25 protein-coding genes and 1 pseudogene are annotated in these 26940 nt (G+C 61.8%); 11 read left to right on the top strand and 15 right to left on the bottom strand.

Going from position 1 to position 26940, the window contains the following annotated elements; translation table 11 throughout:
- Positions 1-78 precede the first annotated feature (78 nt).
- The 6 genes from AC0L26_RS28445 to AC0L26_RS28470 form a co-directional block, all read right to left on the bottom strand.
- On the bottom strand, positions 79-837 hold the full coding sequence (locus tag AC0L26_RS28445) for an ABC transporter permease (protein ID WP_473635560.1): 759 nt from the start codon (positions 835-837) through the stop codon (positions 79-81).
- Positions 834-1610 carry an ABC transporter ATP-binding protein gene (locus tag AC0L26_RS28450; protein WP_473635587.1) on the bottom strand — a complete coding sequence of 259 codons (777 nt, stop codon included), beginning with the start codon at positions 1608-1610 and terminating at the stop codon, positions 834-836. The genes AC0L26_RS28445 and AC0L26_RS28450 overlap by 4 nt, the downstream gene beginning before the upstream one ends.
- Positions 1610-2656, bottom strand: coding sequence for an ABC transporter substrate-binding protein (locus tag AC0L26_RS28455; protein WP_473635561.1), 1047 nt, complete (start codon positions 2654-2656; stop codon positions 1610-1612). The genes AC0L26_RS28450 and AC0L26_RS28455 overlap by 1 nt, the downstream gene beginning before the upstream one ends.
- A 68-nt stretch (positions 2657-2724) precedes the next feature.
- Entirely contained in the window at positions 2725-3162 is a 438-nt protein-coding gene (locus tag AC0L26_RS28460) for a VOC family protein (protein ID WP_473635562.1), read from the bottom strand.
- A gap of 2 nt (positions 3163-3164) precedes the next feature.
- On the bottom strand, positions 3165-3896 hold the full coding sequence (locus AC0L26_RS28465; protein WP_473635563.1) for a FadR/GntR family transcriptional regulator: 732 nt from the start codon (positions 3894-3896) through the stop codon (positions 3165-3167).
- Between the two features lie 10 nt (positions 3897-3906).
- Entirely contained in the window at positions 3907-5301 is a 1395-nt protein-coding gene (locus tag AC0L26_RS28470) for an FAD-binding oxidoreductase (RefSeq protein WP_473635564.1), read from the bottom strand.
- A 244-nt stretch (positions 5302-5545) separates the two neighbouring features.
- Here AC0L26_RS28470 and AC0L26_RS28475 point away from each other — a divergent pair, with 244 nt between their 5' ends.
- The 3 genes from AC0L26_RS28475 to AC0L26_RS28485 all read left to right on the top strand — a co-directional run bounded on the left by AC0L26_RS28475 (position 5546) and on the right by AC0L26_RS28485 (position 7821).
- Complete coding sequence (locus AC0L26_RS28475; RefSeq protein WP_473635565.1) at positions 5546-6589, top strand: GlxA family transcriptional regulator; 1044 nt, start codon at positions 5546-5548, stop codon at positions 6587-6589.
- A 359-nt stretch (positions 6590-6948) separates the two neighbouring features.
- Entirely contained in the window at positions 6949-7389 is a 441-nt protein-coding gene (locus AC0L26_RS28480) for a carboxymuconolactone decarboxylase family protein (protein WP_473635566.1), read from the top strand.
- A gap of 111 nt (positions 7390-7500) precedes the next feature.
- The gene (locus tag AC0L26_RS28485) at positions 7501-7821 is read left to right on the top strand and encodes a hypothetical protein (protein ID WP_473635567.1); all 321 of its coding nucleotides are present in this window, start codon (positions 7501-7503) and stop codon (positions 7819-7821) included.
- Position 7822: 1 nt separating this feature from the next.
- On the opposite strand, the gene AC0L26_RS28490 is transcribed toward AC0L26_RS28485, so the two are convergent.
- The 3 genes from AC0L26_RS28490 to AC0L26_RS28500 form a co-directional block, all read right to left on the bottom strand.
- The gene (locus AC0L26_RS28490; RefSeq protein ID WP_473635568.1) at positions 7823-8398 is read right to left on the bottom strand and encodes a dihydrofolate reductase family protein; all 576 of its coding nucleotides are present in this window, start codon (positions 8396-8398) and stop codon (positions 7823-7825) included.
- Between the two features lie 128 nt (positions 8399-8526).
- Positions 8527-9051, bottom strand: a complete 525-nt coding sequence (locus AC0L26_RS28495; protein ID WP_473635588.1) for an SRPBCC family protein — start codon at positions 9049-9051, stop codon at positions 8527-8529.
- A gap of 5 nt (positions 9052-9056) precedes the next feature.
- Positions 9057-9446 carry an ArsR/SmtB family transcription factor gene (locus AC0L26_RS28500; RefSeq protein WP_473635569.1) on the bottom strand — a complete coding sequence of 130 codons (390 nt, stop codon included), beginning with the start codon at positions 9444-9446 and terminating at the stop codon, positions 9057-9059.
- Between the two features lie 413 nt (positions 9447-9859).
- Between AC0L26_RS28500 and AC0L26_RS28505 the strand changes: the two genes are divergently transcribed.
- Positions 9860-11407 (top strand): winged helix-turn-helix domain-containing protein, encoded by a 1548-nt coding sequence (locus tag AC0L26_RS28505; protein WP_473635570.1) that lies wholly within the window; start codon positions 9860-9862, stop codon positions 11405-11407.
- 105 nt (positions 11408-11512) lie between these two features.
- Here the strand turns inward: AC0L26_RS28505 and AC0L26_RS28510 are convergent, their stop codons facing one another.
- Complete coding sequence (locus AC0L26_RS28510; protein WP_352937853.1) at positions 11513-12145, bottom strand: ankyrin repeat domain-containing protein; 633 nt, start codon at positions 12143-12145, stop codon at positions 11513-11515.
- Positions 12146-12369: 224 nt separating this feature from the next.
- On the opposite strand from AC0L26_RS28510, the gene AC0L26_RS28515 reads away from it, so the two are divergent.
- The 4 genes and pseudogenes from AC0L26_RS28515 to AC0L26_RS28530 all read left to right on the top strand — a co-directional run bounded on the left by AC0L26_RS28515 (position 12370) and on the right by AC0L26_RS28530 (position 20054).
- Entirely contained in the window at positions 12370-12762 is a 393-nt protein-coding gene (locus AC0L26_RS28515) for a VOC family protein (RefSeq protein ID WP_352937852.1), read from the top strand.
- Between the two features lie 248 nt (positions 12763-13010).
- Positions 13011-14035 (top strand): annotated as a pseudogene (locus AC0L26_RS28520) (Lnb N-terminal periplasmic domain-containing protein).
- Positions 14036-14153: 118 nt separating this feature from the next.
- A complete protein-coding gene (locus tag AC0L26_RS28525; protein WP_473635571.1) occupies positions 14154-14984 on the top strand; it encodes an aldo/keto reductase in 831 nt (276 codons plus the stop codon).
- Between the two features lie 393 nt (positions 14985-15377).
- The gene (locus AC0L26_RS28530) at positions 15378-20054 is read left to right on the top strand and encodes a putative Ig domain-containing protein (RefSeq protein ID WP_473635572.1); all 4677 of its coding nucleotides are present in this window, start codon (positions 15378-15380) and stop codon (positions 20052-20054) included.
- Between the two features lie 40 nt (positions 20055-20094).
- Here AC0L26_RS28530 and AC0L26_RS28535 read toward each other — a convergent pair whose 3' ends face one another.
- From AC0L26_RS28535 to AC0L26_RS28555, 5 genes are all read right to left on the bottom strand, one after another.
- Positions 20095-20400: a hypothetical protein gene (locus AC0L26_RS28535; protein WP_473635573.1), complete on the bottom strand. Its 306-nt coding sequence runs from the start codon at positions 20398-20400 to the stop codon at positions 20095-20097.
- Between the two features lie 141 nt (positions 20401-20541).
- The gene (locus AC0L26_RS28540) at positions 20542-21354 is read right to left on the bottom strand and encodes a class I SAM-dependent methyltransferase (protein ID WP_473635574.1); all 813 of its coding nucleotides are present in this window, start codon (positions 21352-21354) and stop codon (positions 20542-20544) included.
- Positions 21355-21549: 195 nt separating this feature from the next.
- Positions 21550-21738 carry a hypothetical protein gene (locus AC0L26_RS28545; RefSeq protein WP_473635575.1) on the bottom strand — a complete coding sequence of 63 codons (189 nt, stop codon included), beginning with the start codon at positions 21736-21738 and terminating at the stop codon, positions 21550-21552.
- Positions 21739-22267: 529 nt separating this feature from the next.
- Positions 22268-22435, bottom strand: a complete 168-nt coding sequence (locus AC0L26_RS28550; protein ID WP_473635576.1) for a hypothetical protein — start codon at positions 22433-22435, stop codon at positions 22268-22270.
- Positions 22436-22448: 13 nt separating this feature from the next.
- Positions 22449-22682, bottom strand: a complete 234-nt coding sequence (locus AC0L26_RS28555) for a hypothetical protein (protein ID WP_473635577.1) — start codon at positions 22680-22682, stop codon at positions 22449-22451.
- A gap of 15 nt (positions 22683-22697) precedes the next feature.
- On the opposite strand from AC0L26_RS28555, the gene AC0L26_RS28560 reads away from it, so the two are divergent.
- The 3 genes from AC0L26_RS28560 to AC0L26_RS28570 all read left to right on the top strand — a co-directional run.
- A complete protein-coding gene (locus AC0L26_RS28560; protein ID WP_473635578.1) occupies positions 22698-24482 on the top strand; it encodes a sensor domain-containing diguanylate cyclase in 1785 nt (594 codons plus the stop codon).
- A gap of 342 nt (positions 24483-24824) precedes the next feature.
- Complete coding sequence (locus AC0L26_RS28565) at positions 24825-25814, top strand: glycosyltransferase family 2 protein (RefSeq protein WP_473635579.1); 990 nt, start codon at positions 24825-24827, stop codon at positions 25812-25814.
- Between the two features lie 2 nt (positions 25815-25816).
- Positions 25817-26940 (top strand): glycosyltransferase family 2 protein (locus AC0L26_RS28570; RefSeq protein WP_473635580.1); only part of this gene is annotated, 1124 nt, incomplete at its 3' end.

Below are 26940 nucleotides of genomic sequence, written 5' to 3' on the forward strand. Positions count from 1 at the left end.
GTACAGGCCCGCGCAGGAAAGGCCAACACTCAACCTGCCCCTGCGCGACCCGGGCGGCAATCCCAGGGAGCCAACCGGTCAACGGTATCGAACCGACCACCGCTCAGCGGCGACGACCGTCATGAAGAACCCGATCGACAACAGCGATGAGAGCACGATAGCGGCGTAGAGCCGGTCGGACTGATAGTTGAAGGTCGCCTGGATGATCAGCGCGCCGAGACCTTTGTCGGAGCCGATCCATTCGCCGACGATCGCGCCGATCACCGCGGTCGCCGAGGCGATCCGCAGCGAAGCGAAAAGCATTGGCAGCGCGCGCGGCAGGCGCAGGCGCCAGAATACTTCCCAGCGCGTCGCCGACAGCACGCGGAACAGCTCATGCTCGCTGGGGCTCGCCGATTCCAAACCCCGGATCATGTTGATGAGCGTCGGGAAGAAACAGATCACCGCCGCGATCACGATCTTGGGCAGCATGCCTAGTCCGAAGATGAGAATGACGACCGGGGCCAGCGCAAGGACCGGGATCGTATTGAAGAACAGCACGACCGGAAAATAGGCCGCCTGCAGCGTACGGCTGTGCACGAAGACGACCGCCAGCAGCACTGCGGCGAGGTTCCCGAGCACGAAGCCGGAGAGCGCCTCGATGGCCGTCGGCCAGAGGTTCGACAGGAGAAGCGATCCGTTCCTGGCAAACACGCCCGCTATCGCGGTCGGCGTCGGAACGATGTATGCGGGCACGCCGGCGAGCGGCAGCAGAACCTGCCATGCGAGAATGAGCGAGCCGGCGCCGAGGATCGGCAGCACAGTCTGGGCGAACGGCGAAAGCTGGCCCCGGCTCACGAGGCCGCTCCAAGGGCCGAGCGCATCGTGGCCATTGCCGCGACGATCGCCGGATCCTCGCGCGAGCATCTGTTGTCCGGTCCCTTCAGCGGACGGAGGTCGTGATCGGCGACGATCCGTCCTGGATGGGCTGCAAGCACGATCACGCGCTGCCCGAGATAGACGGCTTCTGCAATGGAATGCGTGACGAACAGCACGGTCGTTCCGGTCCGCCGCCAAAGGTTCAGCAGTTCGTCGTTGAGGCGATCGCGGGTGATCTCGTCAAGCGCGCCAAAGGGCTCGTCCATCAGAAGCAGACGCGGCTCGCCAAGCAGCGCCCGGGCGATCGCCAGCCTTTGGCGCTGTCCGCCGGAAAGCTGATGCGGCAGGCGCTCAGCGAGCGCCGACAGGCCGACGAGTTCGAGCAGCTCGTCGGCCCGGTCGTCAATCATGCGCGACAGGCTGCGACGGCCCACCTGGATCGGCAGCCGTACATTCTCGCGCGCCGTGCGCCACGGCAAAAGGGTCGAGTCCTGGAAGACGAAGCCAACGCCGCGGCCGGAGCGCACCGCCGATGGCGTTTCGCCCATCACGCGTATCGTGCCCGCGAGTGGCGCCAGCAGATCGGCGACAACCCGCAGAAAGGTCGACTTTCCGCAGCCCGAAGGCCCGAGGATCGACAGGAATGTTCCGGCCTCGACTGTCAGTTCGAGGCCGGAAATCACCGTCACGGGAGAGCGCCGGCCGGGATAGCCGACGTCGAGCCCGGAAGTTTCGATGGCCGGGGCGGCCATCAAGCGGCGGGCGCGCCGAGCTTCGGCCGATCAGCCGCACTGAGTTCGAGCACCTTCGTCGTATAAACGTCCTCGGCCTTCGGCCTGCCGTTCGGATACTGGCCAATTTGGTCAAGCAGCGCGATCTGGCTCTCGATCGAGGCAGGATCGAACGTGCCCCAGCCATCCTTCTTCGTGTTGTCGTCGAACGACAGTTTCAGCACCAGGGGGATCGTCTTCTTTTCCCAGCCTGCGTCGATCTCGGGATAGGCCGCGACGAGCTTGTCGACCGCCTGCTCGGGATTGGCGTGGACCCAGCCCCACCCCCTGGCGACCGCGCCGATGAATTTTGCCAGGGTCTCGGAATCGGATTCGATGGCGCTGTCGGTCGCGAAATAGACGTCGGCATAGGACGCCAGGCCCAGTTCCGACAACAGAAGATCGATGCGATCATCGCCGACGACGCTGAGCGCCTGCGTGTTGGTGATCCAGCCGCCGATCGCATCCACGTCGCCACGGACGAGCGGGGCCTTGTCGAACCCGACATTGACGATAGTGACCTCGGAAGGGTCGATCTTGTTCTTCGCGAGCATCGCGTCGATGGCGAAGCGCGCGGTCGGCTGCGTGCCGATCCGCATGCCCTTCAGATCCGCCACCGACCGGATCGGCTTCGCCGGTTTCGACGTCAGCGCATAAGGCCCGGTGCGATAGCCGCAGGCGATGATCTTTATCGGAACGCCGCTCGCCCGCGCGGCATAGAGTTGAGGCGATTCCGAGAATTGGCCGAGCTGAGCGGCACCGGACACCACCGGTGGCACGGTGGCGGCGTTCGGTCCGCCGGGGCTGAACTCGACTTCGAGCCCGGCCTCTTTGAAGTAGCCATTGGCGACGGCTGCGACGTCGCCGATCTGGCCGTTCGACATCAGCCAGTCATACTGGACGACGAGTTTGGCAGCTGCCGAGGCGCTGGCGCCAAACAGCTGAAGTCCCGGCCCGAAAGCCGCCAGGCTGGCAGCGCCGGCCTTCAGGATCGATCTGCGATTCCACTGCGATGTGTTCCCACTCATCTTCTTGCTCCGTTGTTGGACTGTTTTGATGCGGCGCGGCCCTTCTTGCGAGGGCCGTCGCGATCCGATCATCCTTGCGTGTCGTGATAGTCGCCCGGCCCCGCGCCGGTCCAGGCGTAGAGCTCCCACAGCGTCCCGTCCGGGTCGTGGAAGTAGGCGCAGCGCGCGTTCCAGACATAGTCGCCGGGAGGCCCGACGAACGGCACTCCCTTGTCCGACAGTTCGGTGTAGAGCCGGTCGACCTCGCCGGCGCTTTCGAGTTCCATGGCGACACACGCCTTATGCGCCTGCTTCGGAGAGCGGACATTCGAGACGCCGCAGTGGCGATTGATGTGATCCAGTTCCCATGCGGCGAGCGTCACGCGCTCGGAATGAAAATCGACAAAGCCCTCAGCGCGGCGTCTGATCCGGTAGCCGAGCTTCTGCGTGTAGAAGTCGATGGTGCGGTCGATGTCCTCCACAAGGAGGCAGATGTCGGTGATTGCCTTGGTCTGCCCGAGCGACATGGTCATTTGCCTCGATTGATCTTCGCGGTGAGTTCGACGCCTACGCGCGATGCCGCGCCATCGATGTGCCGGCGCATCGCCTCGCCGGCAGCCTGCGGATCATGCGCGGCGAGCGCGTCGTAGATCCGCACGTGCTCGCCGACGTTGACCTCGACCAGGTCGTGCAGCGGGTTGGTGAGGCGGGCATAGTGGATCGACTGGCGGATCTGCTCGCAGACGAAGGAAATGAAGGTGTAGATGTAGCTGTTACCAGTGGCCCGGGCGATCGCCCGATGGAAAAGCAGATCGGCCTCGATGCTGCCATCCTCCCAGCGCTCCTCGCCGCCCATGCGGTCCAGCGCAGCCTTGATTGCGTCAAGATCATCGGATGCGCAGCGCGCTGCGGCCAGCGTGGCAGATTCGGTCTCCAGAATGCTGCGCAGCTCAAAGAGCTGCTCCATGTTGCGCTGGTCTTTCAGCGCTTCGCGGTCGATCCGGATCGCTGTCCGCTGTTCCGGCGCCATCACGAATGCGCCTATCCCCTGACGCGCCTCGACCATGCCATCGGCGCGAAGCTGGGCGATCGCCTCCCTGACAACATTGCGGCTGACGCCGAATTTGTCGGCGAGTTGGCTTTCGGTCGGAAGCCGGGCTCCCGGGATGATATCGCCGCCCTCGATCTCGCGGCTCAGATGCGAGGCGACGCGATGCGGAAGGGCCTCCACGCTGCCTATGATGGACGAACGCTGCTTCATGCGGCTTCCCCTACAAATCGCCCCGATCAGGCATGAGACATCCGGGATTGAACAGGCCTGCCGGATCGAAGGCTGCCTTGATCGCGGTATGTAGCTGCCGCTCGCGCTGGGACAGACCGGCCCAGAACACATGGCTGCGGCTGCGGCCGACGCCATGCTCGGCGCTGAAAGAGCCGCCGAGCGCTCCGACCAGTTCATAAAGTTGGGTCAAAACCGCCTGGCCCACGTTCCTCGCTTCGCCGGGCTCGCAATCGATGGGAGGCAGCACGTTGAAATGGATGTTCCCATCGCCCGCGTGACCATAGGCCAGGGATGTCCAGCCTGGCCACTCGCGCACGATACACGCGCGTGCTTGCTCGATCAGCTTCGGCACTTCGCTGAGGCGAACCGAGAGGTCGGTGCGGACATGAAAGCCACGCCGCGCCTGACCCTCGACCAGCCCCTCGCGGATGGCCCAGAATGCGGCAGCCTGCGAGCGGCTTTGCGCGACGACGCCGTCCCTGATCAGGTCGGTCTCTAGGGCGCGCGCCAGCATCGTTTCAAGAAGTCCGCCGGCATCTATCCCTGGCCCGCAGGCGAGTTCGACGATCGCATGAACCGGGCACGCTTGCGTTAATGGCGAGCGCAGGTTCGGATCGATGAGATGGGCCAGCGGCAGGCACTCCTCGCCGATGACCTCAAACGCGCTGAGAAGGTCGGAGCAGAGATGCCGCGCCATGCGGAAAAGCTCGCATGCCTGGCGGAAGCTGCCCAGTCCCACATAGGCGGTCTCGACCTGCGTCGGCCGGGGCGAGAGCCTTACCTCTACGCCCGTGACGATCCCGAGCGTCCCCTCCGAGCCGATCATCAATTGCTTCAGGCCGTAGCCGCGATTGTCTTTGCGCAGCCCATTCATGCCGTTCGACAGTGTGCCGTCCGGCAGGACCGTCTCAAGCCCAAGCACCAGATCACGCGTCATGCCGTAGCGCAGCACATTGATGCCGCCCGCATTGGTCGCAACATTGCCGCCGATCGTGCACGATCCCTGCGCGCCAAGTGCGAGAGGGAAGGTCATGTCGGATGCCTCAGCGGCGTCCTTGACGTCCTGCAGCACTGCGCCGGCGTCAGCTTGCAGCGTGAAGTCCAGCGGATCGACGGAGCGTATCCGGTTGAGACGCTCAAGCGACAGCACGGCATAATCCGAATTGTCGGGAATGGCGCCGCCGGCAAGTCCGGTGTTGCCGCCTTGCACGACGATGGCGACACCGCTCTGCGAGCACCATCTCACAAACGCCTGGACGTCTTCCACGGATCCTGGGCGCACGATGAAGCGGGCACTTCCGCGCCTGTCGCGGCTCCAATCGATGAGGTAGCGTTCTGCCAGTGGCGACTGTCCGTCGATCAGCGCATCAGCCGCCAACTGCACAGGCAGTTCAATTGCGCCAGAAGCTTCGCGTTGGGATGGGCGATCCGTAATCATTGGGTCCTATCATACGGTCATCCTACAACTTGGCAAGCCTCCAATTCGCCTGGTGGACAGTGCTTGTGATATCACTTGGGCGCCGAAATCACGGGGGCCCTGCCCCACAACCGGGACAGTCGCACCTGAACTGTTCGCGCCCCTCCTAAAATGCTAGCCTTGATTTTGGCCAAGACGGTGCGAAACGGACATGAAGCAGCGCAACCCTGACGATCCCCTGGCGATTGCGATTGTCGCAACGCCGGAGGCGGCGGCGTCGGTTGTCTACGGCATCTACGAAGTCATGTCCTCGGTGGGACTCGCATGGCAGCTTTTGCACCGGCAGCACTCTGCCCCCGTTTTTAAGCCGGTTGTGCTCTCCATGGATGGCCAGCCGTTCCGTACCTTCAATGGCTTGACGATCCACCCCGACGGCCGGTTCGCCGATCATCCCTGCCCCGACATCGTGATCATACCGGACCTGGCGGTGATGCCGGGCGAACCCGTGCCCAACACCTATTCCGCCATTGCCGACTGGATCTGCGGAGCCCACGCCAAAGGCGCCATTGTCGGCTCTGTCTGTACGGGTTCGACCTTGCTTGCGCTGACCGGCCTGCTGGATGGCGAGGATGCGACGACACATTGGGCCTGGGAAGACGATTTCCGCAGCCGGTTTCCGGAGATCAAGCTGCGCAAGGAGCGCGTGCTGGTGCCGGCCGGCGAAGGTCACCGCATCATCACGGCTGGCAGCACGACGTCCTGGCACGATCTGCTGCTTTATCTCATCGCGCGCGTCCACAGCCTGGAGGAAGCCCGTCGCGTTGCAAAGTTCTTCCTTATGCAATGGCACGCCGACGGGCAGCTCCCCTTCGCCTCGCTCACGGTCACGCGCCAGCACAAGGACCCTCTGATCGGCGCCGCGCAGTTGTGGGCAGCCGACAATTATGCGAGCGCCAATCCGGTCGCGGCGATGGTCGAGCAAAGCGGGCTCACCGAGCGCAGCTTCCTGCGTCGCTTTCGGGGCGCCACCGGCCAGTCGCCCATCGAATATATCCAGATGCTGCGCATCGAAGAAGCCAAGCATCTTCTCGAAACCACCGAAACGCCACCAGACGACATAGCTGGCGAGGTCGGCTATGCCGAAGCGTCGAGTTTCCGTCGCCTGTTCAAGAAACTGGTCGGTCTTTCGCCAGCCGCGTACCGCCGCCGCATGCTTCCGCCTCCGCAAGCGTTTTTCCAGGCTGCCGCCGGATAAAGATTGCGCACGCCATCTGGCGCGTGACATCGGCTTGCGCGCCGACATGTCCGTTTCGGACCGTTTCCTTCCAAAGCTGACCTGTTCGCTCAAGGCCCTCCCGCATAGACACCAGCCACCCAAGTGGAACTCGGCTCACTGCTCAACAAAGCGTCGAGCCCGAGTCGGCAAACATTTGGAGACGCTGCCGATATTGGGCCGAAGCCGTCCTCGACATGGATGTGCCCGGTCCCGGCGGCAGCACTTCGCTCGAAGCCACTGAAAAGCTTCGGAAGTTAACAACCCGGCCGGACCATCGGGTCCGCTCGAACCCATTCGCCTGCCTTCAAAGAGGGGGTGAACCTGAAAGGAAAACGATCATGAAACTGACCTACCTCGCTGCAGCTTTCGCTGTTGCCACCCTCGCCTTCGCAGCGCCGGCCCAAGCCCAGCAGATGCCGACGCCCGAACAGACCTATAGTGACATCCAGGCGACCTTCGGTTTCCTGCCAGGCTACACGAAGGCGTACCCCAAGAGTGCCATCGCCGGCGCCTGGGCCATGAGTAAGGGCCTGGCAGCGGACCCGAGCAACAAGCTCGATCCCAAAGTCAAGTCGCTGATCAACCTCGCGGTCGCGGCGCAGATCCCGTGCCAATACTGCATCTGGCTCGAAACGAGCCTCGCCAAGAAAGCCGGCGCGACGGACGAGGAAGTCGCCGAAGCGGTCGTGCAGGCAGCCTATGTGCGCCACTGGAGCACGGTGTTGAACGGCCTCCAGGTGGATTTCGAAACCTTCAAAGCCGATTTCGGCGGCGAGTAAGCGCAGGTCTCGACTGTTCTACGCAGGGCGGCGCTCGCCGCCCTGTGTTGCGCTCCGAGAAAGTAACGGGTCGGCGAACGTCGGAGAAGGCGCCGCCGGAAGGACATGACTATGGAACTCTTGGTCAACATCGCGAACATTCTGTATGTGATCGCATATTTCACGATGGATATGCTGCGCCTGCGTCTGCTGACGATCATGGCAGCCTGCTGCCTGGCAACATACTTTTATAGCCAGCCGGAGCCGATGCTTAATGTGGTTGCGTGGAACATGTTCTTCATTGGCCTGAACATGTTCCAGATCTTTCGCATCCTCAAAAGCCGATTGACGCCGATTGCACGAAAGCGGTTGCTGGTCGCCTCGCGCCGGCGGGTCTCGCTCCTCATGGACGGCCTGCACCTCGGCGCTGCGAAGCCTGCGAAGACCGGCTGAGTTAGCCAATCCCATAGACCAGGCTCACACGCCCGTCGGGAAGCTGCTCAACCTTCCTCAGCTCAAGCCCACGACGATTGTGCGCCGCTCCAAATAGCGCCTTCCCATCGCCGGCGAGCAGCGGATAGACGATCAGCCGGAGTTCGTCCGCCAGCCCGGCATCGATGAGGCTCGCCGCAAGTTGGGCGCCTCCCATGAGATAGATGTCCTTGCCGGGCTGCTGCTTGAGGGCAGCGATGTCGTCGAAGGTCCGCACGAAGCGCGTTTTCGGCCAAAGCGCCGAAGTCATCGTGTTCGACAGCACATAATGCGGGGTCTGTTCGGCAAAGCGGGCCCATTCGAGCTCGGCCGGCGTCGGCAATTTGCCGGTCATCGGCAGCGGCTTGTCCGGTTCGTTCTGTATCGCGCTCCAATAGCGCTCGTAGCCGGCATACATGGCGCTCCCGAGTAGACAGGCGTCGATTTGCGGCATCAGGCCGTATTCCTCCGACCATGCGTCGACCCAATCCGCGTATCCCTCGGGTCCCTCCATCTTGCCGTCGAGGGAAATCTTCATTCCGGTGATCAATTTGCGCATGACTTCCTCCATCGGGCTTGCGAAATGCAAGCACGTTTCATCGTCGGTTCGTTGCTGGTGTGCGAGCCTCCAGGGGCGGATGCGGGTGGAGGCTGGGCGTGACTTAAGGGGTGGCCGACGCGATCTTGTCAGGCCGGCAGGCGGCGGTCGTATTCTTCGCGCAGGCGGCTCCAGCCATCCCAGAACGAGGTCGGCGTCTTGCCCGCGAGGCGGGCGGCCAGCATGTCGAGGTGCATGTGCCAGCCAGCGGTGACGTTGAGCTGGGTTGCGCGTTCCGGCAGCCGGCGATGGATGACCGTGAGCAGCACATCGTTACCCTTCGGCTCCAGCAAGAAGGAAACGCCGCCAGTGTTTCCCCAGGTGATGGCGAGCTTGCGCGGCGCATCGAGCTCGGTGATGCGGCCCTCCATCCGATGTTCTTCGGGGAAGCCCGCGGGACGCTGGCCAGGCGGATCGGTCAGCTCGTCGTTACGCCAGACGAGTTCGAACGACGTGCCGGCCTTCATGTCCATCTGACCCGCAGCCATCCACTGCCGGCGCAGGTCACTCTCGGTGAGATAAGCCCAGACGCGCTCGATGGGACCGGGCAAAAGGCGCTGGATGGTGAACGTGGCGGGCTCGGTCAGCTCGCCATAGGCTTCGATGCTTTTCATCTGGTTCACTGGTCGTCTCCTTCTTTTGAGTTGGGCGATTTCTTGGAATCATCCTGGGCTTTGCGCGTGTCCTCCTCGCGAAGGAGGCGTTCGAGAACGTCGAGACGGTTGGTCCAGAAGCGCTCGTAGAAGCCCAGCCACTGATGGGCGCTGGCCAGCGGTGCGGGTTCGAGCCGGCAGACATGTGTCCGGCCTCTCACCTCTCGGCGGATAAGCCCTGCGTTCTCCAGCGCCTTGATGTGCTTGGAGGCGGCGGCGAGCGACATGGCGAACGGTTGCGCCAACTGGCTCACCGTTCGCTCGCCGCCGGCGAGATCGCGAAGCATGTGCCGGCGGGTGGCGTCGCCAAGCGCGTGAAAGACCGAGTCCATCTGGGGCGGCTCTAATTCAACCATGTAGTTGAATATAGATCTGCGTTTCCGATTGTCAACCGATTGGTTGAATGACTGAAGAAAAACCTTGCTACGGCAGATTCAGCAGAATTTCAGAAATCTTCCGGTACGCGCCCGTTCTTTGGCTTCACTGTTCTCAAGAAAGAACCCGATGAGGTCGACCATGTCACTGAATGAGAATACGCGCCAAGCCGCCCGGCAAGAACTCCTCGAATATGTATCTTGCGTTATGGCTGCGTCGCCTTGTGCGCCCATGCCTGGAACGATGTTCGAAATGCTCGAGATCATCGCCATGGAGAGGCGGATGGCTTCCAGCCGAAGTGAAGGCGAACCAAATTCCTTTGATCCCTTGACGTCTGAGCGAATTGAGACCCCAATCAGGCAGCGTCTAGTTAGGCTGATCAGGTCGGCATTCGATGTCGCAAGAAAATCCAGAGCACGTTCTGGCACTTGGCAGTTGCGAGCTTGATCTTGCGCGCGGCCTCCTTCTCCGCGACGGGAAACCTGTTGCCCTCCGCTCCAAGGCATTTGAGCTGTTAACCTATCTCAGCAGGAATGTTGGACGTGTCGCAACCAAGTCAGAACTGATCTCAGCGGTGTGGCCTGATGTCTTCGTGACCGAGGACTCACTGACACAAGCCGTCAGGGAGTTGCGAAAGGCGCTGCAGGACGAAAGCCAAACCATTATCCGCACGGTAGCCAAACGCGGCTACGTCCTCTCTCTTCTCGATGCGCCAACGCCGGAGCGCTCTGGACAGCCGAGCGTTGCGGTACTGCGCTTCAGCAACGAAGGTGCGCCGGAAGACACCCCTCTGGTTGACGGCTTCGCCGAGGACGTTGTCAATGCGTTGGCTCGCTTTGGAACGGTCGTGGTGCTGGCGCGCAATTCCGGATTTGCATTTGTCTCGGATTCCGCTTCCGATTGGCGTGCCATTGGCGACAGCCTTGGCGCAACCTATTTGGTCCGTGGCAGGGCGGCGACTCGCGCAGACGGCATGCGGGTCACCGTCAGCCTCATTACCGCCTCGACGGGTGGAGTTCTCTGGAGCGATAATTTTTCTGCGTCTGGCGACCAGATCTTCGATATGCAGGAAGAAATCGCTCGTCGTGTGGTGAACCGGCTGGTCGCTCGGCTCGACGATGCAGCGATTAAACAAGCAACCCCAAAGCCTACGGACAGCTTGGCCGCATACGAGCTTCTCCTGCGTGGACTGGCCCGGCTGCGCGGCTATGGTGATGACGACAATGAGGCTGCACGCAGTCTTTTCCAGGCGGCGGTCAAGAAGGACCCGACCTATGCCTTGGCGCATTCCTACATCGCGCTCGCAGATCTCATTATCGGTGGCTATGCTGAGGCATCCCCAGCGTTGCTTGGTTCAGTGATCGACCGCGCAGAGTGTGCGGTGATCCTGGCGCCGGAAGAGCCACGCTGCCATCGCGTACTCGCCCAGGCTCTCCTCTCAGCCCGTCGGTTCGAAGCAGCCGAACATCATCTTCAACGCGCGCTCGACCTCAATCCATATGACGCCGATACGATTGCTCAAATGGGATACTTGCTCACCATGAGAGGCAGGCCTCTTGAAGCACTCACGGCGCTTGACAGTGCGATACGGATCAATCCGATCCATCCTGATTGGTACCACTATGATCGCTCTATCGCGCTTTACTCTTCAGGAGACTACAAGGCCGCGCTCCGTGGCATGTCGAAGCTCCCATTGAAGACACCCTGGCGGCTGACAAGGCTCGCGGCGTGCCATGCGCAACTCGGCGATCTCAAGGAAGCCCAGAGGATTATCGCAGAGATCAAGTGGATAGCGCCTGACTATTCGCCACTGGAGTTTGCGCAAACCGGGATAGCGTTCGAACATGCGAGCGATATTGAACACTTCACTGCCGGCGTCGCCAAAGCACTTGCAGCATATGAGGCCGGCCCGCTCGGCGCCCTGCCCCGACATCGTGAGTAGCAGCGCGCTTATCGCGAAGGGCCGACGAGCCTTCCGGATCGGAGGATTACCTGTTTCTTCGTCAGGTAACTACGAATGGCAATTGCAACCGGACGCGAAGATCCTTCACTTGCCTTCGAAGAAAGTATGAATCGAGGTTTCCAGCTTTTCGATGAGTTGAGGGTTATGGCAGCTTCCAGCCCAGATCAGGGCGTTCAGTCTCATATCCTTGTTGAGAAAGTTCATTTTCCTGGAATCAAGCAGGTATCCCGCGACGTCGTAATGCCGTCCCTTGATAGCCTCGATAAGCGCGTTGTTTCTTCCGGTCTTGTCACTCAGATTCACGTCGGCGCCATTTTCGACAAGCAACTTAACGACGTCCAGATGCCCGTTCTTTGCTGCTTCGATAAGGGCCGTTCTGCCGTAGTATTCGGCTCTTGCATCGATCTCTATTTCGGGATGTTTCACGAGAGCTAGAATGGATGCGTAGTGGCCCTTGGCCGAAGCGAGGCTCAAAGGCGTGCTCTTCCATGTGTTTCTGGAATTCACATCGATTGCTGGGTGTTCGATCAACGCCTCGACCGCCGCGGTGCGGGCGTTGAGGGCTGCGAGATGAAGCGCTGACCAGCCGCCGCCGTCCGCCTCGTTGATATTGGCGCCGGCCGCCAACTCCGCTCGAACGGTCTCCGCATCGCCTCTCTCTGCCGCGAGCAGCAGATTCGACCAACCTCTCGCCCCTTCGGCTTCCAAGCGGGTCAATGCAGTTTCCTCCCCGAATGCTCCCCGCAGGATATCATTGTTTGGGTTCGGCCGACATCCACCGAATGACCGACTTCCGGCGAGAAGCCTTCTCATTCGACAGCGTAGGTCATCGGGTATGTTGGCACGCCCGCTTGAGCAATATGGCCTTCGACCCCATCTCGTACGGATCGCTTCCGTCGTGAAAACAACGACGTGCGAGGAAAGATCAAAGGGAGTGATGCATGGCTATCGATTTCAACCACACGATACTGTCGGCCCGCGACAGCGAGGCGTCGGCAAAATTCCTGGCGGAAATGCTTGGTCTTCCAGCCCCGAGACGCTGGGGACCTTTCCAGATGGTCACGACCGAAAACGGCGCCAACCTCGACTACATGGACACAGACGGCGAAATCAGGCGGCAGCATTATGCGTTCTTGGTCAGCGAAGCCGAGTTCGACGGGATCTTCGATAGGATTCGTGAACGGAACCTCCCGTACTGGGCTGACCCCGGCCGGACGCAGATGGGGCAGATCAATCACCACGACGGCGGCCGCGGTGTTTACTTCGAGGACCCGAACGGTCACCTTCTCGAGATCATTACCCGACAATACGGCAGCGGCGGATGGAACCCGTGATCACTCGGTGACGTAGCCAGGCGGACGCACCAGGTCATCGTTTGATCGAACGGCCGATGCCGAGCGCGCTCGCTTCGCGCGGGCACCTTGTCGCTCGCTCCATGCCTGCGAAATCCGCGGGCGACAGCTGGTATCAGGCCGATTGGTGCATCTGTATGGGGATGTAGAGTTGCCTTCGGACGTCCCGCGAGAAATGGCATCCAGGCAATGCCAGACCGCCGGAGAGCGGCGCACCAGATGGGGAATGAATGCGTCGTATCGCTCGGGTCTCGCTTGCCATCATCCTTTCGCTAGCCGTCGCAATCTTGTCTGCCTGGGGCGGACTTGCCATGTGGTATCGCCTGCCCGTGGCCGAGCCTGGACGGGCTGTGGCCGGCGTCCTTTTCGTCTTGTTCGGCCTCGCTACCATCATCGCGCTCTTCGGCCGGTTTCGAAACAGGGCGTTCGTCCTATTTGCGGCTGCGTTTGCTGTGGTGCTGGTTTGGTGGAGCACCATCAGGCCTTTCGGTCACGCGGACTGGGCGCCCGAAGTCGCCCGTCAGGTGACCGGCATCCGCGACGGCAATCTGCTGACGCTGACTGACGTGCGAGACTTCGAATGGCGTAGCGACACTGATTTCACCGAGCGCTGGACGATGCGGACCTACGACCTTTCCAGGGTTCAGACCGTCGACCTGTTCATGTCTTATTGGTCCGGGCCTAATATTGCCCATGTCATCCTAAGCTTTGGCTTTGCCGGAGGTGACTATCTTGCCTGGTCGATTGAGGTGCGGCGGCATGGAGGCGGCAAATTTTCACCCGTCGCAGACCTGTTCAAGAGCAATCCGCTGGTCATTGTCGCGGCTGACGAGCGAGACGTCGTCGGCGTCAGGTCAAACGTTCGGGGAGAGGACGTCCAAGTCTATCGGCTAAAAATGTCGCCGGACGCAGCCCGGGCGCTCTTGCTGGAATACGTTTCGGACGCAAATGCACTTTCCGCGACGCCTGAGTTCTATAATTCCATCACGACGAACTGCACGACGACGATCGTCAAGATGATGCGAGCCGTCGGTGACGTGGTCCCTCTTGACTGGCGCCTCATCGTCAATGGCTATCTTCCCGAATATGCGTATGCACGGGTGCGCTCGACAGCCGCTTGCCAATGTCGGTTCTGAGGCAGTTAGCCCATATTGACGGCCGCGCGCGGGAGTCGGGCCTTTCGCCGGACTTTTCGAGGTTGATCCGGGTTGGCGTGCCATCCCCAAACCCAGGATCTCGCCCCGGCTTCGATTAGGACATTTGTCGAGCCATCGACTCGCCCTGGCGAACATCGAGACTAGATAGACTGTGCGCCGAAGCAGAACGCTCCGCAGCGCCCCCCATTGTAGTTCCCATTGTAAAAGGACCTGAATATGCCTGAACAGATATCATTGAACGATGGCTCCGCCATTCCTCAGATCGGCCTTGGCGTGTGGCAGGTCGATCCAGCCATTACGGCGCAGGTGGTGAGTTGGGGCATCGAGGCGGGCTACAGATTGATCGATACTGCCGAAGGCTACCAGAACGAGGAAGGCGTCGGGCAAGCGATCCGCACGGCCGGCGTGCCGAGGAGCGAGTTGTTCATCACTTCGAAGCTGCGCAACGGCGCGCATCAGCGCGACGCCGCCCTTCGGGCATTCGACGAGACGATGAACAAGCTGGGGATCGAACAGCTCGACCTGTTCCTGATCCACTGGCCAGTGCCCAGCCAGGATAAATACGTCGAGGCATGGAAAACGCTGATCGAACTTAGGAATGGCGGCAGGATCAAGTCGATCGGGGTTTCGAATTTCAACCAGGACCATCTCGAGCGGATCATCGGCGAGACGGGGGTCGTTCCCGTCGTCAACCAGATCGAACTCCACCCCCGGTTCCAACAGCGCGACGCCAGAGATTTTCATAGCACGCACAACATCCGCATCGAAAGCTGGAGCCCGCTGGGCAGCGGCCGACTGTTGAGCGACCCGACCCTTGAAAGCATCGCCGGAAAGCGTGGCAAGTCCGTGGCGCAGGTGATCATCAGATGGCACCTTCAGGAAGGGCTGATCGTCATTCCAAAGTCGATCCACCAGGACCGGATCGCCGCCAATTTCGACGTCTTCGACTTCGAGCTGGACGCGGCCGACCTCGAGCTCATTCGAGGCATGGACTCATCAGACGGTCGCACCGGGCCGAATCCCGCCACGGCTGCATTCCTGTTCTGAGGGGCGACGGGGGCAAACTGAACGGAAGGAGCCGACGGTGAGCCTGCCAATCTTCCCCCTTTGTTGTGGGGGAGATGCCAAGTTTCGGCAAACAGGGCAGGACAGAGGAGATCTGCCCCGCCTGCCTATCAATCAATTGCATGTCTCACTACGTCATTCTCAGCTGGTCATACCCGGTGCCAATAGCCTGCCTTGGATAGTTCGGGAGCTTCGCTCATCCGAGCACCATCCTGGCTCCGGAGAACGGCAAGAAATCTTTCTGTCTATACCAAGGCAACGACGGTTGTAGGCCGTTGACCCTACACGCGTTTGTGTTAGACAGGCGTTCAGGCAATGCTATGGGCAACGGGTTTTTCTCGGCTGCTTGGCAATACCTGATCGGGGGGTTGGGGCATGTTCGGTTCGGCGCGTCTTGCGGCTGCAATACTGGTGCGCGTCGGCGCGCTCTTCGTCTTCATGGCCGCCTTAATCTTGCCCGCGGCTGCGGGCGTAACGATCACGGGGGCGACTCCCAGCACCTTCTCAGGTCCCGGCCAGACCATCACCTTCCATTTCCGGATCGACCAGGAAAACGCGATCATCAACTCGGTCGCCCTCACCATGAACCACCCGTTGGGGACGGTCAGTTGCGCGCCCGCCCTTCCGCTCGCTCCATTCGATACGACCAACTGCACGGCGACCTACGTAACCCAGCCGAGCAATAATTTCGACATCATCCAGTACGGAATGTATGATCTTACGACCAATGGAGGACCACGCGGCGGAAACGTAGCTGGACAGGTTACCGTCGCCTACGTTCCGCAGGGCGTGCCGTCGCTGACGTCGATCTCGCCGACGAGCGGACCGGTGACCGGGGGCACCTCGGTTACGATCACAGGCGTAAACCTCAACGACGTCACAGGCGTGACCATCGGGGGCACCGCGCTCATCGGCACAACCGTCGTCAACTCCACGACAATCACCGGGACGACGCCGGCAAACACCGCCGGCAGCAGGAACGTCACAGTCACCACCCTGTCGGGTTCGAGCACACTGACCGGCGGGTTCACCTATATCTCGCCCACTATCACAGTAGGCCCGCCGAGCCTGCCTTCGGCGACGGCCAGCAACGCCTATTCACAGTCCGTCACCGCCACGGGCGGCACTGTGCCCTACAGCTTTATAGTCTCGGCAGGCGCCTTGCCTCAGGGTGTTTTACTGGCCGGCGGCGGCACGCTGGCTGGCACGCCGACAACCCCCGGCACCTACAACTTCACCGTGACGGCAACTGACGCGAACGGTTTCACCGGCGCCCGGGCTTATGCGATTTCCGTCGGTGCTCCGACGATCACGCTGGCACCTTCGGCCCTGCCCAGCGACGTCGCCGGTGTCCCCTATGCGCAAACGTTTTCCGCCTCCGGCGGGGCGGCACCCTATGACTATATGGTTGGCGCCGGCGCATTGCCGCCAGGACTGAGCCTGTCGGCCTCAGGCGACCTGTCGGGCACCCCGACCACCGCAGGAACCTTCAATTTCACCGTGACGGCAACTGACGCGAACGGTTTCCCCGGCACGCAAGCCTATGCACTGTCCATCGCTGCTCCGACAATCACGCTTGCACCTTCCGCCCTGCCCGGCGGCACCGGCGGTATAGCTTATACACAGGCTCTTGCAGCCTCCGGCGGAGCAGCGCCCTATGGCTATGTGGTTACGGCCGGCGCACTGCCGCCGGGGCTGAACCTGTCGGCCACAGGCGACCTGACGGGAACACCGACCACCGCCGGAACCTTCAACTTCACCGTGACGGCAACGGACGCGAACGGTTTCACCGGGGCCCGGGCCTATGCAGTGTCCATCTCTGCTCCGGCGATCACGCTCGCGCCTTCCACGCTGACGGATGGCACCGCCGGTATGGCCTATGCTGAAGGACTGTCGGCGACAGGCGGTACGGCTCCCTATGGCTTCGCGCTGACAGCCGGTACGCTGCCCACCGGGCTGACGCTTGGCGCTGACGGGTCGCTCACAGGCACACCAACCACCGCAGGAAGCTTCAATTTGACCGTGACGGCGACTGACGCGAACGGCTTCACCGGCGTCCAGGCCTATGCGCTGTCCATCGCTGCTCCGACGATCACGCTTGCACCTTCCACCTTGCCCGGCGCCACCGGCAGTATCGCCTATGCGCAGGTGCTTTCCGCCTCCGGCGGGGCGGCGCCCTATGACTATATGGTTGGGGCCGGCGCATTGCCGCCAGGGCTGAGCCTGTCGGCCACAGGCGACCTGTCGGGCACCCCGACCACCGCAGGAACCTTCAATTTCACCGTGACGGCAACTGACGCGAACGGTTTTCCCGGCACGCAAGTCTATGCGCTGTCCATCGCTGCTCCGACAATCACGCTTGCACCTTCCACCCTGCCCGGCGGCACCGGCGGTATCGCTTATACACAGGCCCTTGCCGCCTCCGGCGGAGCAGCGCCCTATGCCTATACGATTACGGCCGGCACACTGCCGCCGGGGCTGAACCTGTCGACCACAGGCGACCTGACGGGAACACCGACCAGCGCCGGAACCTTCAACTTCACCGTGACGGCAACGGACGCGAACGGTTTCACCGGCGTCCAGGTCTATGCACTGTCCATCGGTGCTCCGACGATCACATTGGCGCCTTCCACCTTGCCCGATGGCACCGGCAGTACCGCCTATGCGCAGGCGCTTTCCGCCTCCGGCGGGGCAGCGCCTTACGCTTACACGGTTACGGCCGGCGCACTGCCGCCGGGGCTGAACCTGTCGACCACAGGCGACTTATCAGGAACACCGACGACCGCAGGAACCTTCAATTTCACCGTGACGGCAACTGACGCGAACGGGTTCACCGGCGTCCAGGTCTATGCGCTATCCATCGGTGCTCCGACGATCACGCTGGCGCCTTCCACTCTGCCCGATGGCACCGGCGGTATCGCCTATGCGCAAGGACTGTCGGCGACAGGCGGCACGGCTCCCTATAGCTTCGCGCTGACAGCCGGTACGCTGCCCACCGGGCTGACGCTTGCCGCTGACGGGTCACTCGCAGGCACACCGACCGTCGCTGGAAATTTCAATTTCACCGTAACCGCGACTGACGCGAACGGCTTCACCGGCGTCCAGGCCTATGCGCTGTCCATCGGTGCTCCGGCGATTACGCTGGCGCCTTCCACCTTGCCCGATGGCACCGGCGGCATCGCTTATACACAGGCGCTTTCCGCCTCCGGCGGGGTAGCGCCCTATGCCTATACGATTACAGCAGGCACACTGCCGCCGGGGCTGAACCTGTCGGCCACGGGCGACCTGTCGGGAACACCGACCACCGCTGGAAACTTCAATTTCACCGTGACCGCGACTGACGCGAACGGGTTCACCGGCGTCCAGGCCTACGCACTTTCTATTGATGCTCCGGCGATCACGCTCACGCCTTCCTCCTTGCCTGGCGGCACCGGCGGTCTCGCTTATGCGCAAGGATTGTCGGCGACAGGCGGTACGGCTCCCTACGGCTTTGCGCTGACATCCGGTGCGTTGCCCGCGGGACTGACGCTTGCCGCAGACGGGTCGCTCACAGGCACACCGAGCGAGTCCGGGAGTTTTGCCGTCACCATCGAAGCCGCCGACGCCCTCGGCTTCACCGGCTCCGCCTCCTACACGCTCGTCATCGGTGCCCCAGTCCCGGTGGCTTCCAACCGCACGGTAGAGATCCTGGCGGGCACGACGGGCCGGGCAAGCCTGACTGAGGGTGCAACGGGTTCGCCCTTCACGGGAGCAGCGATCGTTTCTCATCCTCCGGCAGCCGCCGGCACCGCCAGCATCGAAGGCAGCGGCGGCAACTACGATCTGGTTTTTGCCGCCACGGAGACGGCGAGCGGCGCCGTCGCCATTACTTATACGCTGTCCAATGCCTGGGGCGTGTCGGCGCCGGCGACTATCACCTTCAGCGTGACGATACGGCCCGACCCCTCGGAAGATCCCGAGGTAATCGGTCTGCTGACGGCCCAGGTGGATTCGGCCCGCCGTCTCGCAGACGCCCAGATCGGGAACTTTAACGATCGGCTGGAGCGGTTGCATAACGAAAGCGATCGCCGTGCCGCATCGATCGATCTGCGGATCGGTCTGCAGCGAGAAGACGAGCCGCTGGCCTATGCGGGTGAAGAAGGCGTCGACGCTCGCGCGTTCGGCTTCCCTCTCGGCGGCCCCGGAGCACCGGCCGGCGGCAGCGGCGGAGCCGCAGGCGCTAGCAGGATGGCCTTCTGGGCCGGCGGCTTCGTCAATTTCGGCAGCCGCGAGGACGGTGCGCTTGAGCTTGACCAGACACTTGTCGGCGTTAGCGCCGGCGTCGACTGGCGCTTCTCGCCGAAGTTTGTCGGCGGCATCGGCATCGGCTATGGACGCGACGCCGTTGATGTCGGAGACAACGGCACTGAAAGCGAGGCGCAGGCCTTCAGTGCCGCCCTCTATGGCAGCTATCAGCCGACGGCGGGGATCTTCTTGGACGGGCTCCTTGGCTTTAGCCGGTTGGAGTTCGATAGTCACCGCTTCGTCACCGATACGGGCGATTTCGCGGAAGGAGGGCGCGACGGGCACCAGTTCTTCGGCTCGCTCTCGGCAGGCTACGAGCATCGCAGGGACGGCCTGCTTCTGTCGCCTTATGCGCGGGTTGAGGCCTCCTGGTCTCGGCTTGACGCCTTCACCGAGACGGGTGCGGGACCCTACAACCTCGCCTTTGGCGACCAGGACGCGGAGATGGTGGCCGGCGTGCTGGGCCTTAGAATGGAATACCACATGCCGACAGACTGGGGCGCGCTGGTGCCGCGCGCCAGGCTGGAATACACACACGATTTCGCGGGCTCGAGCCTCGCCAGCATTGGCTATGCCGACCTTTCGGGCGGACTACCCTATGCGCTGGAGATCGATCCCATGAGCCGCGACTACCTGACCTTGCAGGCGGGCTTCGACGCCGAACTCGGCGATGACTGGCAGCTTGGGCTCGACTACCGCCTTAACCTGGGGCTCGACGGCGACGGCCACAGCCACGCGGTGGGCCTGAAGGTCGGAGCGAACTTCTAATCAGGAATATCGAGGCGGATCAGGCGATCGCGCGCCACCCTCATATCCCCGACCCATCCAGCAGCGGGACATCTTCTTCGTCCCAGGGGCTGGGCAATGAACCCTTGCTCAGATTGGCTGTCGGCAGCGGCATCCAGCATTTCAGCTCGGGTTCGGCGTATTCAACCACGCGTCCAGGCGATGAGTCGGAAGCACGCCAGCCTTCACTGCCGAACTGGTCGGCTCGAGACCAGTAAGCCAGGTCGACTTCCGCCGGACCCTGTTCGGAGGGCCGAACCGTGACAAGGATTCGACTGCCATCCCTTGGCGCGCTCGACATGTGACGCCACCGATCGGGCTCCTCCATCGTATCTTCCTCCTGACGCCGGCATGACGATCTCGGCTGGACGAATAGTCGCTTTGCGTACACGGCCGGTCAACCCGAACTTTGCGCAGGACAGCCCATCGTTGGCGGCCTGCCGGTTGGCGCGCCGCGGGCTCGCGGGTATCAGCGAACCTTGGCCTTGACTGCCCAGGCTCTGGTTTTCAGGGGAATGGACCCGCCCTCGCCGCGCGGCAGACTATCGCGGAGCCTCTCCATCAATCTCTGGCGAGCTGCGGGCTCGAGACTCATGCAATAGCCGGGCGCCGGCCCCGCGCCCAGGGTGAAGGGATGCCAGTAGTCGTCAAAGTCCTTGAACACAGCCGGCATTTCAATCCGGGTGGAGTCGATGGAAACCAAGTCGGCCTTCTCCGCGAGATCGGTCAATCCGTCTTGGGTGCAGAACGGAAAGCGCCTGTCCTCGGTAAGGTCGACAGCGCCGGGATCAAGAGCAGTCGCAGCCGTCCAGAAGGCCCGCATGAATTCCACGCCGCCTCCGGGATAATCCCACACATAGAACCCGATCGTCGCTCCACGGCGGGCCACCCGCCGCATCTCGGCGAGTGCCTTTTCCTTGTTGGGGATGAAGTTGAGAACAAGCCCCGACACGACCATGCCCTTGCTGCTCGGTTCGACAGACAACGCCTGCGCATCGCCTGCGAGAAACTGGACGCGTCCATCAGGCACGTTTGCGCGCGCCTTGGCGAGAAAACCTTCCGATGGGTCTATGGACACCAGGCTCCTGGGATTGCAGCGCGCCAGGATGGCTGCCGACAGCGCCCCGGTTCCGCAACCTACCTCCAGCCAATCCAGCCCGACCGCTGGATCGAGCCAATCCAGGAACAGTGGAGCGATCTGACGGCTCCATCGCCCCATATAGAGGTCGTAGCTATCTCCGGCCTGCCAGGCGTCGTGACGCGTTGCCTCGCCCATCGCCATCTCCTCCCCGAGATAAGTTCAGACCATTCGACCGTGCAAGAATACGCCCGTCTCAATCGCAGGAACAGAGGCATAGGAGTGCGCCCAAGCTGGGAATGCAGAGGAGGATCAGACGCTGGTCCGGCTCCTAAAGAATCGCCTGCTAACGCAGGCGATCTGCCGGTTGGATTCGTACTTGCCCAGGGCACCTCTCGATTATTGCCGGTTTGCCGTTCTGGGAAATTCCACGATGTCTGCGGGCGGACGCTTGTACTGGGCCGCGACGATTGCATCGATCAGAATATCCAGAGCCGCACGAGCCATGCTGCTCGTCTCGTCATCGCCGCGCAAATAGTGGCAGGCTCGTTCGAGATGGAGATGGGCGGCGGCAAAGTCGCTAGTCATGGATTTCTCCTTTTGCCCGCCGTCCGACAAGGATGGCAATCTCGATTTACTCAAAGACAAATATCCACAGGCGTATTTGAATCAAATCTGGCCGTTAACCGGATCTTCAGCATATCGAGGCGACCTTGCTGGCGCGGACATGTGTTGAGTTCCGCCTCAGGCAACAGACCCGCTCCGGAGACCGGGGCGGGTTTTTGCTTGAATGCTGCTTCGGGTCGGTGCCGACACATATGCGATTGGCGCAGGCCGGCGTCAGTTTGGGCCCCGCCCCCGTCAGGCAGCTCTACGCCGGGCGTCTTGCGGCTGGCGAAGCCGAGGCTATCTAATGAAGCCTGCAAGGACCGCCCTTATGGTCTGCCCGGCCGGGCGCGGCCCACCATTATGGAGGCGTACGGCAAATCGCCGTGAGCCGAAGCGGCAAAAGAACGCCGCCTGATTGGCTTATCGTTAGTACGTTAATAAGCATTTGGTAATAAAATATTCAGTGTGAAATGTTGGCTCGATCGGGGCATGTACGATGCCGTCGTCCTCAGCAGGCCCGTGACGTGCGCATCAAGAGCCAAATCATTCTCAGCATGGTGGCCGCCTCGGCTTTGATCGGGCTGGTAGGCGGCGTTGCGATTTTTACACAGATGGCCGCGATCAGGTCGTTGGGATTGACCGAGGCGGCCAATGTCGCGCGGGAATTGGCCAACACGGTCGTCTTCAAGTCATCCGATGGGGCACCTTCGCTGCTCGATCGACCAGACGCGCTGCGCGAGTTTCTGGAGCATCAGCACCACGATTCGCGCAGAGATTTCCTCGTCGTCGACCGCAACAAGATCCTCCTGGCCCACGCTTCCGACGAAGACCACACTATCGGCGACAAGTTCGATCATGACCCCGGCAATGAAGTCGGCAAGACGCTGGAGGATGGCGTCCCACGCAGGTTCAATGATCCTCACGAGATCAACGACTTATTGGTCGTTCCGATCGAGTATCCCGAGGACACGATCATCGGCGCCGTGCTCTTGGAGTACGACCCGTTGTTAGGCGATGCCGAAAGGCGCACCAGCAACATGCTTTGGTTGGTTGGCCTCAGCGCGGCGGCCGCCATGCTGGTCGCGGCGGGATTCGCGGCGGCGCTACTGCGCCGTTTCGGCGCCGGGCTTTCGGACCTGACGAAAGGCATGGAAGCGCTGGCCAAAGGCGCTGTCATGACGCGTATAATTCACAATCGCAAGGATGAGTTCGGCCAGCTGGCGCATGGCTTCAACACGATGGCGGCCGAGCTTGAATCCGCGCGGGCCCATATCGAGGATATCGTCGACACGGCGGCAGAAGGCATTGCCGTCCTCGACGGTGAGGGCCGGATTGCCAGCGTCAATCCTGCGGCGGCATCGATGATTGGGCGACGCGCCGACAAGATCGTCGGCCAGGAATGGCGCTCGGTCATGACGATGCGTGATCCGAGAGGCGGCGAGTTCGCTGCCGGGACGTCTCCGGTCGAGCTGGCCTTGACCTCGGGCCGCCAGCACCAGAGCGAAGTGCGCTTGACCAAATTGGATGGTTCGCATTTGCCGGTGATCGCGAGCTGCAGTCCCCTCAGCAAGTCCGACGGAGGTCTCGTCCTCACACTCAATGACATCAGCGAACTGCGCCGCGCGGAAGGTGTTGTGAACGAGCGTGCCGATCAGCTGGCGGTGCTAAACCGCGAATTGCACGAGAAGTCGGAAACCACCACCCGCCTTGTGAAGCTCGGGGAGCTGCTCCAGGCCTGCGTTACGTTTCCTGAAGCGTTTTCAGTGGTCGGCACCGCCATGGCCGAGTTCCTCGGTGGCTTGAGCGGGACAGTCCACCTGACCAGCGCCTCGCGCAACCTGGTGGAAGAGGTGGCGCATTGGGGCTCCGTTCGGTCGAGCGCTACCCAATTTGCGCCGGAAGACTGCTGGGCGTTGCGGCGCGGCCAGGAGCATGTCGCCGGCCCGGGCATGCTGTCGCCACGCTGCGCCCATATCACCGAGAATGGCGGCAAGGGCTACGTCTGCATGCCTCTGGCGGCACAAGGCGAAACGCTGGGTATTCTCCATTTGTGTGAACCGAATGCGGCTGACAAACCGCAATGGTTGGCTGAGAGGCAGCAGATCCTGCGCGGCGTCGTCGACACGCTGGCATTGGCGCTCGCCAATCTGCGCCTGCGCGAGACGCTGCGGCAGCAATCGATCCGCGATCCGAACACCGGTCTGTTCAACAGGCGATATCTCGAGGAAACCAGCAGCCGTGAACTGCGCCGGATGGAGCGGTCGGCTCAGCCGCTGGTGATCATGATGCTCGACGTCGACCATTTCAAACAGTTCAACGACACGTTCGGCCACGAGGCCGGCGACCTGGTATTGAAGCAGGTCGCCGCCACTTTGATCGAGCATGCCAGGGATAGCGATGTCGTATCGCGCTACGGCGGTGAGGAATTCGCCCTCGTGATGCCGGGATGCTCGCTTGAAGAAGGCGCTGAGCGGGCGGAAGCGCTGCGCCAGGCAATCAGACAGCTCCACTTGGCGCATCGCGGGCGGACGCTGGGCACCGTTACGGTTTCGTTCGGGATCGCCGCTTATCCGGAGCATGGAGCGGGCTGGGCCGAACTCACGAATGCCGCGGATCACGCGCTCTACGAGGCCAAGGGTGAGGGGCGCGATCGGGTCGTCATCGCGCGCAGCAGCGCCCCGGGCGAGCGACAAATCCAGTTGGTAACAGCCCCCAAAAAATAGACAAGACGCCCGTCTGGCCTTAACATCGCCAAAGTCCGCCGCTCGGCTGCACGCGCGCCAGGCCGGCGTTGCGGGCCGCTGCCATTCCGTGTCGCGCGGCGTCGGTTGACTGGCTTATTCAGTAAAGGCTAATAAGGCAGCGTTTACGTGACCGATCCACGTGTCTGTTTTTCGGATTTTGCGTTGCTTCGTCACGGCCCGAATCCGCCAGCTAGGATAGGCCAGGCTGAATGACCGACCTCATTTGCCTCGAATTCGCCCCAATCATTGAAGAGCGGTGCTGATCGCAATGTCGGCGCCGTCCGTTGTTTACTGGCTCTTGCAGAGAAAACGAAGGCTTCAATGATCCAGGACAATGCCAGGGTAGGCGTCGTGGTGCCGATGTTCAATGCCGAGCGGACCATTCGCGCCACCTTGACCAGCATCTGCCAGCAGGACCATCAGGCGCTAGACATTGTGGTGGTGGACGATGGGTCGACGGACCAATCCGCCTCGATTGTGGCCTCCTGTGCTGAGAAAGACCGGCGTATACGCCTTATGAGGCGGTCGAATGCCGGTGTTGCGCAGGCCCGCAACAGTGGTGCGGCCTCTACCGATGCGGAGTTTCTGGCGTTTGTCGACGCGGATGATCTCTGGGCCCCATCCAAGATCGCACTGCAATTGCGCGCCCTGCAGGAAGGTGGCTCTTCTGCGGGCCTGGCATATTGCTGGTTTGCGCAAATCGACGAGAACGGCCGGGTATTCTCACTATACAACCGGCCCGATGCCGATGGCCACGTTCTGCAACGGATGTGCAGAATGAATTTTGTCGGCAACGGAAGTTCGATGCTGATGCGTCGCTCCGCATTCGAGCGGGCGGGACAATTCGATCCTTCCCTGAGGGCCAGGAACGCACAGGGCTGCGAGGATCTTCTAATGTGCCTCAGAATAGCGGAAAATTACGAATTCCGCGTCGTGCCTCAGCACCTCGTGGGCTACCGGATGACAAACGTCAACATGTCGAGCGATGTCATGCAGATGCTTCGTTCGTGTGAGATCGTTCTTGCCGAGTTTCGCGAAAAGTATCCGCAGTTCGGCAGCGATCTCGATGCCCATCTGGTCGACATGATTCATTGGCTTGCGGTGAGAGCTTTGATCGGCGGACAGCTTTACGCGGCCTGCGAACTATCGAAGAAACTCTTCGTCCTGGATCCGCGCACGGCGATTTCTCGCCTGCCCAACATGGTAGACGTTTACTGCAGGGCTAGGTTGGTTCCTCGCTGGATCAAGGCTGGAGTGAAGCGGATGCGCAACGCCGAATTTCGGCCGCTTTATAGTGAAATGAGTCGGTGAAGATGTCACCAAACTGGCGCGCGAATGTGCTGGAGGCAGATCTGCGAAGAATGTTCGGCGTGGCTGACTGCGCAGGTATCCGCCATATAGATTTAGACATCCAAGTTGCTCCTGAAGACTGCGATCCCGGCATGATCGTCTTGTGGCGCGGCGGGCTGCCAGTTGGGCATTTACTCAGGGGAAGCGATGGTCAGTGCCGTGCTACCCCGGTTGCGGCCGCTCGAGACTCGAGCCCGACCTCACCGGTTCTGGACCTGCCAAGCGCCAGCGTGGTGATCTGCACGCGCGACAGGCCGAACGAGTTGCAGCGCTGTCTGGCTTCGCTTCCTCAGCAAAGTTTGCCGCCGGCAGAGATCATCGTGGTCGACAACGCATCGAAAGGCGACGAAACGCGCCAGGTCGTTCTGGCGGCGGGTGCAATCTACCTGCGCGAGGATCGACCCGGCCTGGATATCGCGCGCAACCGAGGAGCTCAGAGGGCGTCCTCGGCTATCGTTGCATACACTGACGATGATGTTCTGCTTCATCCGCATTGGCTTGAACGATTGGTTGCTGCGTTCGACAGCCGCTCGGTCGGCGCCGTGACGGGCCTTGTGCTGCCCGCCGAGATTGCCACCGAAGCCCAGCGGTACTTCGAGACATTCTGGAGCTTCGGGCAGGGCTATACATCACAAACCTTCCGCGCGGACGACTTCGCCGCGAGAAAGCACGAGGTGTTTCCTTCCTGGAAAATTGGTGCCGGCGCCAGCATGGCGTTCCGACGCGAAGTATTCGACCGCGCCGGGATGTTTGACGAGCGCCTCGACGTCGGTCAGGCCGGATGTTCGGGGGACTCCGAATATTGGTATCGGCTGCTCGCCAATGGATATGACTGCCGTTACGAACCTGCCTCCGTCGCGTTCCACTTTCATAGACGGACGATGGAGGGCCTGGCCAAACAAATCTACTTCTATATGCGCGGTCATTCAGCCGCATTGCTCGTCCAGCATGAGCGGACTGGCGTCAGGGCGAATTTGGAACAAGCTTTCAAATGGAAGCCGCTCTGGTATCTCGCAAGAGTTCGCAGGAGACTGTTTGGACGCAGCGTCCCTGAGGACCGTTTCCTTTGGCAGGAGATCGCCGGCTA

This window comes from Mesorhizobium sp. WSM4823 (assembly GCF_055811195.1).